Source organism: Dactylosporangium fulvum (assembly GCF_025137375.1).
Classification (GTDB): Bacteria; Actinomycetota; Actinomycetes; order Mycobacteriales; family Micromonosporaceae; genus Dactylosporangium; species Dactylosporangium fulvum.
On sequence record NZ_CP073720.1, the window covers coordinates 5,087,656 to 5,101,018 of the forward strand.

Genomic DNA, 13,363 nt, shown 5'->3' on the forward strand with positions numbered 1-13,363 from the left:
CTCCGGCTGGGTGGTGCCCGACCACGGTGCAGCGCCGATCCCGTACCTGTCCGACCGGGCCCCGGACGGCGGCGTCGCCACCGGCGGTGCGGAGGCCACCGTGACCGTGCAGGGCCTGACCGGCCGGGCCGTGATACTGCAGTCGATGACGGTCGAGGTGGTGCGGCGCCGCCCGCCGCTGGCCGGCGTGTACCTCCCGCTCGGCTGCCAGGGCGGGGTGACGCCCCGCAAGTACCGGCTCGACCTCGATCCCGCGGCGCCGCGGATCGTGCCGGAGGCCGGCACGGTGACGTTCCCGTACCGTGTCGACCAGCTCGAACCGGAACAGTTCCTGATCACCCCCGACGTGACGACGGGAGACGTCGAGTGGCGCCTGCTGCTCAGCTGGACCTCCGGAGCCGACAAGGGAACGCTGGTCCTGCCCGAGGCCGGCAAGCCGCCGTTCCGGAACACCGCCACCACGGCCGCGCGGGAGTTCTGCGCCGACCTCACCGCCTGGGTCTGGAAGCCGTCCTGCTGACCGCGGCGCTGGCCCTCACCGCCTGCACGGCCGACCCGCCGCCGCCCGCACCCGCACCCGCGCCGGCGTTCGAGCCTCCACAGTGGACTCGGGGACCGGCACTGACCGGACTGCCGTCGCCGGGCTCCGGGCTGGCGGCGTGGGACGGCGGGCTGCTGCTCGGCAACGGTGTCGTCGGCGTCCACGGGTACACCGAGGTCTTCGCCTCGGCCGACGGCCGGACATGGCAGCCGTCGGCACCCGAGGCCTCGATCCGGCCCGCCTCGTGCTGCCTGCGCATGGTCGCCGGCCACGGCTCCGCCGCGTATCTCGTCGGCTGGGGCTCCCGCGGCCTGACGGTGTGGCGGACCGAGGACGGCCGGCAGTGGACGGCGGCCCAGCTGCCGCTCGGCGGCACCCGCGTCCGCGACCAGTTCGACCTGGAGGTGACGATCGCGGCCGGCCCGCGCGGGGTCGTCGTCGCCGGCATCAGCATGCTCAACCCGCCGCGCTTCCCCGGCGTGTACGTCTGGAGCTCGCCCGACGGCCGCTCCTTCGTCCCGCCGGTGCACGTCCGGTCCGGCCCCGGGACGACGACGCTTCCGGTCGTGGAGGTCACCGCCACCGGTTTCCTCCTGGCCGTGTCGGTCGACGGCCAGGGGACGACGGTGTACGAGTCGGCGGACGGCACCGGCTGGCGGGACATCACGGCCGGCCTGACCGGCGTCCCGGTCGTGGGTCACCTCGCCGGCAACGGCACGACGACGGTGCTGCTGCCGGACAAGGCGCGGCCGGGGGAGCCGCAGGCCTGGTACCGCCGGGGCGACGGCGGGTGGCAGGCGGGGACGATGGATCCGGGCCGCCTGCCGGACGCCGGGGTGGTGCCCGCCGAGGAGCGCGAGGTCAACGCCGTCCACCGCTGGGGCAACGGCTTTCTCGCGGTGGGCAACACGTATGCCGACGAGGGCCGGGAACGGTCCGTCATGGTGTGGTACACAGTGGACGGTGCACTCTGGACCAGGATGCCGGTCCGTGCGAACGGCTTCGACTCGGCCGCGATCCTCGAGGACGTGGCGTCGAACCGGGAGCGGACCGTCCTGCTGGCGGTGCCGGCCGACTTCTCCGAGCAGCTGCTGACCTGGCAGGCCCCCGCCCCGCACAGCTAGGCACCGGCTCGGCGCCCTGCGGTCGGACCGTCGAGCAGTGCCCCGTCGACCAGGTGGCCGGCGGCGCCCGTGTAGCGGGACGGGTCGCACAGGTCGTCGAGGTCCAGCGCCTTCGTCGCCGGTTCGTCCGCCAGCACCTCGGCGAGCGGCAGGCCCCGCCGGTCGGCCTCCGCCGCCGCCCGGGACAGCAACCGCCGGGCCTCCGGCTTGCCCAGCGCCGGGGTCAGCACCGCCGCCAGGCGTTCCGACACCACCTGGCCGCCGGTGCGGGCCAGGTTGTCGCGCATCCGGTCCGGGCGCGGCTCCAGGCCCTCCGCCAGGGCCGCCGCCGTGTGCGCGGCGCCGCCGGTCAACCGTAACGCCTCCCGCAGCAGCGGCCACTCCGCGTGCCAGCCGCCCGCCGAGCGCTCGTCCTCGCCGAGCAGCGCCTGCGTCAGGCCCGTCGCCAGCACCGGCACCTGCAGGGCCGCGGACCGCACCAGCGTCGCGAGGACCGGGTTGCGCTTGTGCGGCATCGCCGAGGAGGCGCCGCCGGCCGGCTCCACGACCTCGCCGATCTCGGTCCGCGCCAGCGTCAGCACGTCGACCGCGAACTTGCCCAGCGCGCCCGCGGTGAAGCCGAGCGCCGCGCCCAGGTCGGCGACCGGGGTGCGCAGCGCGTGCCAGGGGAGGGCCGGGCGGGCGAGGCCGGTCTCGTCGGCGAACGCGGCCGCCAGGTCGGCTGCGTACGACGCGGGCGCCCCGCCGTCGACACGCGCGTACTCGAGGTAGCCGGCGAGCGTCCCGGCGGCGCCGCCCAGCGAGACCGGCAGGCCGCCGTCGAGGAGCCGGGCCAGCCGCGTGTCGGCGTCCAGGACCAGCTGCCGCCAGCCGGCCGCCTTCAGCCCGAACGTCGTCGGCACCGCGTGCAGCGCCAGGGTCCGGCCGGCGACCGGGGTGTCGCGGTGCGCCGCCGCCAGCGCGGCCAGCGCACCCGCGGTGCGGGCCAGGTCGTCGCGGACCAGCCGCAGCACCCGCGCCGCGACCAGCATCGCGCCGGTGTCGAGGATGTCCTGGCTGGTGGAGCCGCGGTGCACGTACTCGGCGGACGGCGGGTCGACCTCGGCCACCCGCGCGGTGAGCGCCGCGACCAGCCCGACGACCGGGTTCGCGGTCGCCCGGGCCGCGACCGCGAGCGCCCGCGTGTCGAACAGCTCGGCACGAGCCGTGCGCGTGATGACGGCGGCGGCCTGCGCCGGCAGGCGGCCCAGCCGGGCCTGGGCCCGGGCGAGCGCCGCCTCCGCGTCGAGCATCGCCTGGAGCCAGGCCCGGTCGCTGACGAGCGCCTCCACGGGCGTCCCGGCGCTGACGGGGCTCAGCAGGCCCGTACTCACACCACCACCCCCGTGAACGAGGGAGCGGACCGCGGCACGGACGCCGGCGCCAGGTCCCGGACCGCGGCCGCGATCGCGTCGGCGTCGCCGAGGGTCACCGAGTCGACGCCGGGCCGGATGCCGGCCGCAGTGACCCAGTGGACGGACTCGGTCGGCACGCCGTACGCGAACCGGCGCGGATGGGGCTGCCCCTGCCCGTCGACGACGTGGTACGGGCGCCGGGTGACCGCGAGGCCACCGGTCTCGTGGAAGCCGCCGCCGGCACACGGGATGCGGTACGGCCGGCACTGCTCGGTGTCGAGCATGTGCCGCAGCAGCGGATCCGCCGTCCGGCGCAGGTCGACGTCGTGCAGCCGCGCCTCGACGAGGGCCGCGGCCCGCACCGGCTCGTCCGGCACCGCCGCCGACACGGCGACGAACGCCGGATCCTCGGTGTCCACGAGGATCTGGGTGCCGGGCCCGGTCAGCTCCACCACGCCGCTCTCGATGACGGCGGCGAGCTCCTCGACCCGCGACGCGGGCGGGCCGATCGACAGGAACGCGTTGAACGGCGTGTACCAGGCGGTGAGCTCGTCGCGGTACGAGTCGCCGTCGAGCCCGCCGTGGTCGACCACGAGGCGGATCTCGTTGCGCAGGTCCCGCAGGACGTCCAGGGCGGCCTTGAGCGGCCCGCTGACGTTGCCGAGCCGGGCCTGCCCGACGTCGCGCGCCAGGTACTCCAGCGCCCAGGCGCGGAACTCGGCCCGCCCGGCGAAGCGGCGCCGCCCGGCCGGCCGGGCCAGCCGCTCCCAGTCCCAGCGGTCCGCCGCCGCGACGCCGTGCTCGTCGAGCAGGCCCGCCGGGTCGGCGAGGTATCGGGCGGTGAACGCCGCCCGGTCGCCGGGCTGCAGCAGCGTCGCGTAGTACACGCTCTCCACCTCGGCGGCGACGAGCGGCCACAGGTCGCGGCCGAACCGCAGCGTGCCGTGCCGTTCCCGCAGCCGTGCGATCACCTCGGGCGTGAGGACCCGCGGCGTGTGCCGGCCCGACGCGCCCTTCTCGTTCTCGCCCCGGGCGTGCGACGGCACCCCGCGCCGCGAACCGGCGAACAGGCGCGGCTCGCGGCCGCTCGGGACGTACCGCAGCCGACCGCCCTCCCGCTCGAAGCGCCCGCCGCGGCCGGCCGTCAGCAGGGCCAGGTAGTCGAAGAAGTTCAGCCCCAGCCCGCGGATCAGCACCGGCGCACCCGGTTCCAGGGCGTCGAGGTCGACGTCGGCGGGGTTGGCCTGGGTGAGGTACGTGAGCCGGTGGACCCGCGCGAGGCTCGCCGCACGGGCCTGCGCCGGCGGCAGCAGCGACGGCACGTGCCCCTGCGCCAGGACGACCGCGTCGAGGTGGTGCAGCCGGGTGCCGTCGGCGAGGCGCACGCCCTGCGGCCCGCCCGGCACGCCGCTGGTGTCGGCGATCGCCACCGCCCGCGACCGGTGCACCCGGACCGTCACGTGCGCCGGGGCGGCCGCGACGACACCGGCGAAGCTGTCGGCGAGGTACCGGCCGTAGAGGGCCCGGCTCGGGTAGTCGTCGGGCCCGAGTCGCTGCGCCTCCGCCAGGGTTCTGTCGTCGGCGCCGCCGATCGGGCCGAGCAGCGCGAGCTGCCTCGCCCAGTCGTAGAGGCTCGGGCCCGGCTCGATCGGGCCGTCGATCCGCGCGGTGCGGTCGGTGTAGACGGTGATCTGCGCGGCGACCGTGTTGGTGAGCAGCAGCCGCGACTGGTCCGTGCGCCAGACCGCCCCCGCACCGGGCTCCGTCGCGTCGACGACGTGCACGGTCACGGCCGTGAACCGCGGCTCGTGCCGCTCCTGCGCGCACAGCCGCTCCAGCACCGACAGCCCGCGGGGCCCGGCGCCGATGATGCAGAGATGGAACCGTCCGTCGTTCACCGCACCGCTCCGATCCGTTCCTCGTGCATCCACGCGACCTCGTCGTGCAACTGCTCGGCCGTCATCGCGGCGAGCAGCCGGTTGCGGGCCGCCGCCGCGTCGCCGGCCGGGTGCCACAGCCGGATGCTCTCCCGCGAGATGCGCTGGATCGCCGCCGTCCGGCCGCGCCGGCGGTCCCGGTACTCCGCGAGCCCTGCCGGGCCCCGCTCGACCAGCTCCGCCAGCAGTACCGCGTCCTCGAGCGCCTGGCAGGCACCCTGGGCCGCGTAGTGCAGCATCGGGTGGGCGGCGTCGCCGAGCAGCGTCACCCGGCCGTCGCACCACTCGTCGACCGGCTCGCGGTCCACGAGCACCCAGGCGCGCCAGTCGCGGCCGAGGTCGAGCAGGTGCCGGGCGGCCGGCAGCCGGCGGAACTCCCGGCGCACCCGCTCGGTCGTCGCCGGGATGCCGGCGAACGCCTCGGTCACGCCGTCGTCGCTGCTCGCCGCGAGGTTGAGGAACCGGCCGCCGCCGATCGGGTAGTGCACGAAGTGGCACTTCGGCCCGGCCCACCAGGTCACCGCGGCGGTCCGCAGCGGTGCCGGTACCTCTTCGATGGGGATGATCGAGCGGTACACCGTGATGCCGGAGACCCTGGGCTCGCCGTCGCCGACGAGCTGCTCGCGGATCGCGGAGCGGATGCCGTCGGCCCCGACGAGCACGGTGCCGGTGACCCGGGCGCCGGTCGCGAGGACCGCGGTGGCGCCGGTGGCGTCCTGCGCGTACCCGACGACGGGGCTGGCGGCGCGCAGCTCGACGCCGGGGGCGGCGCGGCAGGCGTCGAGCAGCAGGCCGTACAGGTGGCCGCGGTGCACGACGACGTAGGAACTGCCGAAGCGGCGCTGGTACTGCCCGGTCAGCGGCATGCTCACCACGTGCGCGCCGGTGACGCCGTCCATGAACCGCAGCTCGTCCATCGGCGTGGCGATCGCCCGCACCGCCGTGCCGAGCCCCAGCCGGTCCAGTGCGTGGATGCCGTTCGGCGCCAGCTGGATCCCGGCGCCGAGCTCGGCGAACTCGGCGCTGCGCTCCAGCACGGTCGCGCGGTGGCCGCGGGCGGCGACGGCCAGCGCGAGCGCGAGCCCGCCGATCCCGCCACCCACGACGACGACGTGTTCGCTCACCGGTCCGCGCTCCCCAGCAGGCGGGCCAGCTCCAGACGCTTGATCTTGGTGGTGGCCGTCTGCGGCAGGTCGGCGAGGCGCCACTGCACCGGCTCCGCCATCGCCGGCAGCGCGGACACCGCGGAGCGCCACGCGGCCCGGTCCAGCGGCCGGTCGTCCTTCGTGCACACCACCGGGACCGGCGCGCCGTCGGTGCCGGGCACGATGATGACCTCGGCGAGCTCGTCGAGCCGGGCGAAGAGGTGGTCCTCGGCGGCGAGCGTGCTGCCGAAGCCGGGGATCTCGTCGACCTCGCGGTCGAGCAGGTGCAGGCAGCCCCAGCGGGTCCGGTAGCCCAGGTCGCCCATCCGCCACCAGGAGCCGTCGCGCTGGCCGTCGTAGCGTTGCTGCTCGCCGAGGTACGTCAGGACCCGCCCGTCGGTGCGCACCTCGATGAAGCCGGGCGACGACGCGGTCACCCGCCGGCCGTCGCGGCTCACCACCCGCACGTCGGTCATGCCGGGGAAGGGACGGCCGACGCACCGGCCGTCGGCGTCGAGCGCGCGCTGTCTGGTGAAGGCGCGTGCGACGACGGGGCCGACCTCGCTCTGGCCGTACAACTGCCCGAACACCGGGAACCGGTGACCGGACGCACCCAGCATGCGGTGCACGGTCCGCGGGTGGATCGCGTCGAACGTGCTGCTGAAGTACTTCACGCTCGCCAGCGGCCGGCGCGGGTCGTCCGCGAGCTCCTCCCACCGCATGAACGTGTTCGGGTGCGCCTCCAGCACGCCGGGGCGCACCTCGGCGAACAGGTCCGCGACCAGGCGCGGGTCGTCGTCGGCGAGCACGACGAGCGGGAACCCGCGCAGCAGCGTGATCGAGAGCGCGGTGAACAGCCGCGAGTGCACGAACGACACGTGGATGGCGACCGGCCGCCGGCGGCGGACGAGCGCGGCGACCGACGCCTGCGGCCGGTGCCGCGCCTGCAGCGTCCGTCCGGTGTGGACGGCCAGCTTCGGCACGCCCGTCGTGCCGGACGTGTGGGTCACCAGCGTGGGGTGCTCCGGCGGTACCGTGACCGCCGGCTGCTCGGGGACCTCGGCGCGCTCGAACAGCCGCACCGCGTCGAGCACCCCGCCGGCGTGCGCGGCGATGTCGGACGGGAGGTCGTGGTCAAGCTTGGCCCGGTCGGTGAGCAGGAACGGCCGCTCCACCCGGCGCACCAGCTCGGCGACCGTGGCGCCGTCGAGCTTCGGGGAGAGCAGCACCGGTACCGCACCGATGCGCGCGATGGCGCAGGCGAGCAGGGTGATGTCGAAGCCGTTGGTCTTGTAGACCACCACCCGGTCCCCGGTGCGCACACCCGCCGCCCACAGCCGTGACGCCGCGTCGGCGACGAGCCCGGCGATCTGTGCGACGGTCGTGCGCCGGCCGAGATGCGGCGCGATGGCGAGGTCGTGGTCGAGGACCACGACGTTGTCGGGGTGGCGGTGCGCGGCCCGCTCGAACAGCGTGCCGAGCCGGATGCCGCGGTTGCCGATGCGCTGCAGGAACATGCGTCCTCCGTCACGCCTTCTCGATGACCACTTTGACCCGTTGCAGGGTGTCCGCCAGGTCCGACTGGACCTTGGTACCCCACTCGGCGAAGAACCGTGTGCGCTCCGCCTCGTCCATGTCCGCGGTGATCTTGCGGATGCCCTCGGTGGGCCGCCCCATGCGGAAGTGGTGGACGAGCGTCGACCCGTCCCCGTCCGGCTCGACCTCGAACGACCACACGCTGTCCTGCGTGCGACCGGCGCTGTCCCGCATCGCCCAGCGGAAGGCCTTGCCCGGCTCGGCGGCGACGACCTCGGCCTCGGTCGTCCAGGTGCCCCGTACGACGGGCGCCCAGGCGACGACGTCCTCGCCGCGCAGGTTCTCGCCCTGGAAGACGGCACCGACACTGCCCGGCGTGCCGGCGATCCAGCGGCCGCCGGTGCACTCGGTGCTCCATTCGCCGCTGCGCGGCAGATCACTGACGACGGCGTAGATTTCTTCGGGCCGCGCGGCGACGTGGAGATCGGCGCGGGCCTGGAAAAGCGGTGGACCGCTCAGAGTTTCGGCCATGCGAAGATGTTGTGGGGCAGCGTTTTGTGCGGTCAAAGGCCCGGCCGCTGGTCCGTCAGGTCCGCGCCGGCCGATCGAAGCGCGACGAAACCCGTCAAGCCCGCGGCCGCCGATCGGCCGCGGGCTCAACGGGTCCGACACGTGCTACGGGAGGAAGTCCGCCGCGTGGTCGTGGGCCCACTCGGCGAACGTCCGTGCCGGGCGGCCGGTCACGCGTTCGACCACGTCCGTCACCTCATACGGCACGCCGTCCGTCGCCGCCCAGTAGCCTATCGTCGCCTCGATCACCCACTCCGGCACGATCCGGGCCAGCTCGGCCCGGCCCTGATCCGGGGTCAGTTCCGCCACGCGGACCGGGCGGCCCGTCGCCTCGGCGATCAGCTCCGCCTGCCGGCGCTGGGTCACCGACTCCGGGCCGGTGATGAGGTACCGCGCGCCCTCGTGGCCCGGAGTCGTCAACGCCGCGGCGGCCACGGCGGCGATGTCGCGCTCGTGGATCGCGTCGCTGTGCGACTCCGGATACGGGAACCGGACCACGCCCTCGGCCCGGATCGACCTGTCCCAGCCCCACAACAGCACGTTGCTCGCGAAGTTGTCCGGCCGCAGATACGTCGTCGCCAGACCTGAGGCGTCCAGCGCCTGCTCGACGACGCGGTGCATGTCGGCGATCGCCTTGCGGGCCGGGATCCGGTCCAGCACGGTGTCGGACGACAGCAGCACCACGTGCTCGACCCCGGCGGACCGGGCCGCCGCGACGAACGCGTCGACGCCCTGCGGCACCGCGTAGAGGAACACCTTGCGGACGCCCGCCAGGGCGGCCGGCAGGCTCTCGGGGACGGTCAGGTCGGCGCGGACGGTCTCGACGGCGGCGGGCAGCTCGAGGCGGCCCGGGTCGCGGCCGGTCGCCCGGACCCGGACACCGGCGGCGAGCAGCTCGTCGACGACGGCGCGGCCGACCTGGCCGCCGCCGCCGAAGACGAGGACGGGATCGGTGACGGTCATCTGCTGGGACCTCCTGAGTGCTCGACGGTGAGAGCGGGCTGCCGCTGCTGCGGCACGACCGCGGCGCGGCGGGCGGTGGAGAAGCGGCGGGTGATCGGCCGCTCCACGGCGGTGTAGAGCAGCGCGGCCAGCGCGATCGACACGGCGAGCTCGGCGGCGAGCAGCGCGATCGCGGCCGGGGTGCCGAACGTGCGGCCGAGCAGCGACCGCCCGGCGGCCAGGACGATGAAGTGCAGCAGGTAGAAGGCGAAGGAGATCTCGCCGAGCCAGCGGGCGGCCCGGCCGCGGAACGGCGTGAACCGGCCCTGCGCGTCGGCGGTCGCCGCCGCGGCGATGAGCAGCACGATCGGCACGATGGTGACGGCGCGTTGCCCGTACAGGTACGGCACGAACGACGCCAGCGGCACGGCGACCGCCAGCAGGAGGGCGGACCAGCCGAGCCCGACGTCCCGCCACCGTCCACTGAGGACGGCGCGGGCGACCAGGATGCCCAGCGCGAAGTCGAGCAGCCGCACGGGCGGCAGGAAGTACGCGAACCAGTACTGCGACTCGGACGCCTCCCACCCGCCGGGGACGCCCGGGGTCGACGGGAACACCAGGTAGGCCACGAGCGGGGTGGCGACGACCCCGGCGACGGTGCCGGCGATCCAGTACTTCAGCCGGTCCTCGCGGATCCGGTTGGCGAGCACCAGCAGCAGCGGGAACGCCGCGTAGAAGATCGCCTCCGTGCCCAGCGACCAGCTCGGCGGGTTGACGCTGATGTTGACGAAGAAGTCGGGCACCCAGACCTGCAGCATGAACAGGTTGAGCACGGCCTGCCACGCCGGCGTGTACGCGGCCGCGAACACCACCATGGCGAGGATCCACGCGACCACGTAGTTCGGGTAGATCTTCACCAGCCGGCGGCGCCAGAACGCCCTGGGCGTGTCGTGCTCACGCGCCGACCAGGTCAGCACGAAGCCGCTGAGCACGAAGAAGAACGTGACGCCGAGCGCGCCGAGCTGGGCCCCCGCCGTGGCGAAGCCGCCCGCGAGGCCCTGGTCGGCGAAGAGGCTGGTGCTCGGCAACTGCAGCGACGCGTGGTACACGAAGACGAGCAGGGCCGCTGGGAACCGTAAGCCCGTCAGCGAGGGCAGCCGGGAGGGCCGGTCGGGGGTGGTCATCGATCACCGTCCTGTGTGGAGGGCTGTGAATGGCAGGGGTGGCAGGCCGAGCCGGGCCCGGAGGGTGCCGTGCGGTGACCGGGCACGCTCCGGCAGCAGCGGTACGACCTGTGCCGCGAACTCGGCGACACCGCACCCGCCGTGCGGGTCGAGGACGAACCCGGCGCACTCACCGGCCGCGACGCGCTCGACGAGCCGCGCCGCGACGGCCGCCGGACCGCCGGCCGCGGCGAGGTCCACCCGCAGCGGGGCGAAGGCGAGCGGGTGCGGCCGGTCGCCGAGGACGACGTCGGCGAGGGGCGTGACGTGCGGCCCCGCGCCGGCGGGGACGAACAGCACCGGGCGGCCCTGCGGGCTGCGCGGCACGTTGAACTGCCCGGTGATGTCGAAGTCGGCGTCGCGGTGCCGGAACGCGCCGACGTCGGGCCGGGTGACGTGGACGCCGCGGGCGCGGTCGGCGACGACCTCGTCGCCGTGCCACGCGTCGAGCAGCGTCCAGGCCGCGCCGACGAACCGCGCGGCCCGCTCGGCGCCGCCCTGCGCCGCGGTGCCGCGGCGGAAGTCGCCGGGCCGGAACAGGTCCCAGCGGGCGAGCCAGCCGGCCCGGCCGCCGCTGAGGTGGTCGAGGCTGGCGAGCTGCCGGGCCACCTCGTACGGCTCGGTGAAGTCCGTCGACACCGCGGCGACGAGCCCCACGTCACGGGTCGCGCCGGCGAGCGCGGCGAGGAGGGTGAGCGGCTCCGGTCGTGCCGCCCGGTCCGGGTCGTCGTCGGCGAGGACGAAGTCGAAGCCGGCCCGATCGGCGGCGACCGCGTCGGCGTGCCAGTCCTCCGACAGCCGCGCGGCGAGGCGCACCACGGTCATCGCGCACCTCCGGCCGCCGGCAGGTGCAGGGCCTCGCGCAGCGTCCCCGGCGGGTACGCCGTTTTGAAGGCGCCCCGGCGGCGCAGCTCCGCGGTCAGGTCGCGGGTGATCGCCACGAGGTCGTCGGGGATCGCGCCGGGGCGCAGCCGGAACCCGGTCACCCCGGCCTCCCGCCACTCCTGCATGAGGTCGGCGAGGTCGGCGGGGGAGCCCGCGAAGACGAGCGTGTCGGTGGCGAACTCCGCACCGGCGAGCTCGTCGAGGTGGTCGCGGCGGCCCTTGTCGAGGAACACCACGAGGTCGCCGAAGATGTGCAGCGGCCGGTCGCCGCGCCCGGCCGCCACCTGCGCGGCGCGGATCTCGGCGACGATCTGCCGGACCCGGCCGGTGTCGAAGGCGGTGATCCAGACGACGTCGGCGGCGCGGGCCGCCAGCCGGTACGGGATCGTGGCGTGCGCGAGGACCATCACCGGCGGGTGGCCCTGGGGCGGCCGGGGTGGCACACCCGGCCCGGCGACGTCGAACCAGCGGCCGGTGAAGCCGACCGGCCCGCCGTCCCAGAGCCGCCGGACCACCTCGACGTGGTCGCCGGTCTCGTCGAACAGGGCCGTGACGACCGGGGCGATGTCCGGCCGGTCGAAGTCGGCGATGGTGAACCGGGGCAGGGTGCGGCGGCCGAAGTGCGCGGCCTCGTTGGCGCGGTTCGACGCCTGGGGCCGCCAGCCGGCCCGGCCGCCGCTGAGGTGGTCGAGGGCCGCGATCGACCGGGCGACGTGGAACGGCTCGGTGTGGGTGACGGTCGCGGTCGGCACCAGCCCGATCCGGGTCGTCGCCGGGGCCACCCGCGCGGCGACCAGGACCGCGTCGAGCCGGCCGCGGACCTGGTCGACACGGCCGTCCGGGCCGTCGTAGTGGGAGGTCTGCAGCCCGACCGAGTCCTCGATGGTGACGAAGTCGAGCAGGCCGCGCTCGGCCTCGCGGACCAGGTCGACCCAGTAGTCGGCGGTCAGCAGGTCGCCGGGGCGGGCGGCGGGGAGCCGCCAGGCCGCGGGGTGCCAGCCGGCGCCGTCGAGCGCGACGGCGAGGTACAGCGGCGGCTCAGCCAACGCTGATCGCCCGGATCTTCTCGTAGAGGTACTGCGACGCCGAGATCTCCGGGTACTCCACGCTGCCGATCGGCGGGGCGAGGGAGGCGATGCGCGCGTCGCGGTCGCTGACGTAGAAGAACACCAGCGAGACCAGGTCCTCGTCGGGCGCGCTCGCCTGCGGCGGCAGCACCCGGTGGCGGGTGGAGCGCCAGCGGTCGCCGGTCCAGCGGGCCATCAGGTCGCCGATGTTCACGGTGAACGCGGCCGGGTCGTACGGCGCGTCCTCCCATTCGCCGTCGGCGGTGAAGACCTGCAGGCCGCCAACGCCCGGCTCCCGGTCCAGCACGGTGACGGTGCCGAAGTCGGTGTGCGGCCCGATCCGGAACTGCCCGTCCGAGGGCGGCCCGACCTCGTCCAGCGGCGGGTACCGGTTGATGTTCAGCGTGTACTTCGGGTGCCGCGTGTGCGTGGTGAAGTGGTCCGCGGGCAGGTCGAGCGCGGCCGCGAAGATCGTCAGCAGGTCGTCGGACAGCGCCCGCATGCGGTCCATGTACTCGCGGGCGGCGGCCTCCAGCTCCGGCACGCCGGTCGGCCATACGTTGGCCGGGTGCCAGTCCAGGTCGGCCGCGGGGTCGTCGGCCTCGACGGACGAGCCGACCGAGTAGGACTCCTTGAGGTCCGGCGGCGACTCCACGCCCTCGAGGTAGCCGTTGGCCTCGACACCGGGGGCGAGCCAGCCGCGGCCGCCGACCGGCACCGCGTACGGCCGCTTCTGCGCCTCGGGCAGCGCGAAGAACCGGCGCGCGGCGGCGCGGGTGCGGTCCCGCAGGTCCGTCGGCACGCCGTGCCCGGTGACCAGCAGGAAGCCCGACACCTGCAGGGAGCGGTCGATCTGGGCCGCCACGGCGGCGCGGTCGGCCGGCGAGCCGGAGAACCACGGCTCCAGGTCGACCAGGGGGATGCTGCTCATCTTGTCGCCTCCTTCGTTAAATTCCTATTACTCCTACCGGAGAAATAGGTTGTACGGCATGCGCCGCC

At 75.1% G+C, this 13,363-nt stretch carries 11 protein-coding genes; 1 reads left to right on the plus strand and 10 read right to left on the minus strand.

Annotated elements, in window-relative coordinates; all coding sequences use genetic code 11:
* Window positions 1-366 precede the first annotated feature (366 nt).
* The gene (locus Dfulv_RS23915; RefSeq protein ID WP_259866986.1) at window positions 367-1,665 is read left to right on the plus strand and encodes a hypothetical protein; all 1,299 of its coding nucleotides are present in this window, start codon (window positions 367-369) and stop codon (window positions 1,663-1,665) included.
* Here the strand turns inward: Dfulv_RS23915 and pcaB are convergent.
* The 10 genes from pcaB to Dfulv_RS23965 all read right to left on the minus strand — a co-directional run bounded on the left by pcaB (window position 1,662) and on the right by Dfulv_RS23965 (window position 13,295).
* Window positions 1,662-3,038 (minus strand): nitrosuccinate lyase, encoded by a 1,377-nt coding sequence (gene pcaB, locus Dfulv_RS23920; protein WP_259866989.1) that lies wholly within the window; start codon window positions 3,036-3,038, stop codon window positions 1,662-1,664. The two genes, Dfulv_RS23915 and pcaB, sit on opposite strands and share 4 nt — an antisense overlap.
* Window positions 3,035-4,957, minus strand: a complete 1,923-nt coding sequence (locus Dfulv_RS23925) for an FAD/NAD(P)-binding protein (RefSeq protein ID WP_259866991.1) — start codon at window positions 4,955-4,957, stop codon at window positions 3,035-3,037. The genes pcaB and Dfulv_RS23925 overlap by 4 nt, the downstream gene beginning before the upstream one ends.
* Window positions 4,954-6,120, minus strand: coding sequence for an FAD-dependent monooxygenase (locus tag Dfulv_RS23930; protein ID WP_259866993.1), 1,167 nt, complete (start codon window positions 6,118-6,120; stop codon window positions 4,954-4,956). The genes Dfulv_RS23925 and Dfulv_RS23930 overlap by 4 nt, the downstream gene beginning before the upstream one ends.
* A complete protein-coding gene (locus Dfulv_RS23935) occupies window positions 6,117-7,658 on the minus strand; it encodes a class I adenylate-forming enzyme family protein (protein WP_259866996.1) in 1,542 nt (513 codons plus the stop codon). Before Dfulv_RS23935 ends, Dfulv_RS23930 begins: the two co-directional genes overlap by 4 nt.
* Window positions 7,659-7,668: 10 nt before the next feature.
* Window positions 7,669-8,208, minus strand: a complete 540-nt coding sequence (locus Dfulv_RS23940) for an SRPBCC family protein (RefSeq protein ID WP_259866998.1) — start codon at window positions 8,206-8,208, stop codon at window positions 7,669-7,671.
* Between the two features lie 144 nt (window positions 8,209-8,352).
* Window positions 8,353-9,210: an NAD(P)H-binding protein gene (locus tag Dfulv_RS23945; protein ID WP_259867000.1), complete on the minus strand. Its 858-nt coding sequence runs from the start codon at window positions 9,208-9,210 to the stop codon at window positions 8,353-8,355.
* On the minus strand, window positions 9,207-10,373 hold the full coding sequence (locus Dfulv_RS23950) for an acyltransferase family protein (protein WP_259867003.1): 1,167 nt from the start codon (window positions 10,371-10,373) through the stop codon (window positions 9,207-9,209). Before Dfulv_RS23950 ends, Dfulv_RS23945 begins: the two co-directional genes overlap by 4 nt.
* Window positions 10,374-10,376: 3 nt before the next feature.
* A complete protein-coding gene (locus tag Dfulv_RS23955) occupies window positions 10,377-11,237 on the minus strand; it encodes an LLM class flavin-dependent oxidoreductase (RefSeq protein WP_259867005.1) in 861 nt (286 codons plus the stop codon).
* On the minus strand, window positions 11,234-12,343 hold the full coding sequence (locus Dfulv_RS23960; RefSeq protein ID WP_259867006.1) for an LLM class flavin-dependent oxidoreductase: 1,110 nt from the start codon (window positions 12,341-12,343) through the stop codon (window positions 11,234-11,236). The genes Dfulv_RS23955 and Dfulv_RS23960 overlap by 4 nt, the downstream gene beginning before the upstream one ends.
* Window positions 12,336-13,295: an isopenicillin N synthase family dioxygenase gene (locus Dfulv_RS23965; RefSeq protein WP_259867007.1), complete on the minus strand. Its 960-nt coding sequence runs from the start codon at window positions 13,293-13,295 to the stop codon at window positions 12,336-12,338. The genes Dfulv_RS23960 and Dfulv_RS23965 overlap by 8 nt, the downstream gene beginning before the upstream one ends.
* Window positions 13,296-13,363: the final 68 nt, after the last annotated feature.

Excerpts from the sequence above, each read along its gene's own strand:
- Dfulv_RS23935 (WP_259866996.1), bottom strand. The coding sequence starts at position 7,658 with ATGTTCCTGCAGCGCATCGGCAACCGCGGCATCCGGCTCGGCACGCTG.
- Dfulv_RS23940 (WP_259866998.1), bottom strand. The coding sequence starts at position 8,208 with ATGGCCGAAACTCTGAGCGGTCCACCGCTTTTCCAGGCCCGCGCCGAT.
- Dfulv_RS23945 (WP_259867000.1), bottom strand. The coding sequence starts at position 9,210 with ATGACCGTCACCGATCCCGTCCTCGTCTTCGGCGGCGGCGGCCAGGTC.
- Dfulv_RS23950 (WP_259867003.1), bottom strand. The coding sequence starts at position 10,373 with ATGACCACCCCCGACCGGCCCTCCCGGCTGCCCTCGCTGACGGGCTTA.
- Dfulv_RS23955 (WP_259867005.1), bottom strand. The coding sequence starts at position 11,237 with ATGACCGTGGTGCGCCTCGCCGCGCGGCTGTCGGAGGACTGGCACGCC.
- Dfulv_RS23965 (WP_259867007.1), bottom strand. The coding sequence starts at position 13,295 with ATGAGCAGCATCCCCCTGGTCGACCTGGAGCCGTGGTTCTCCGGCTCG.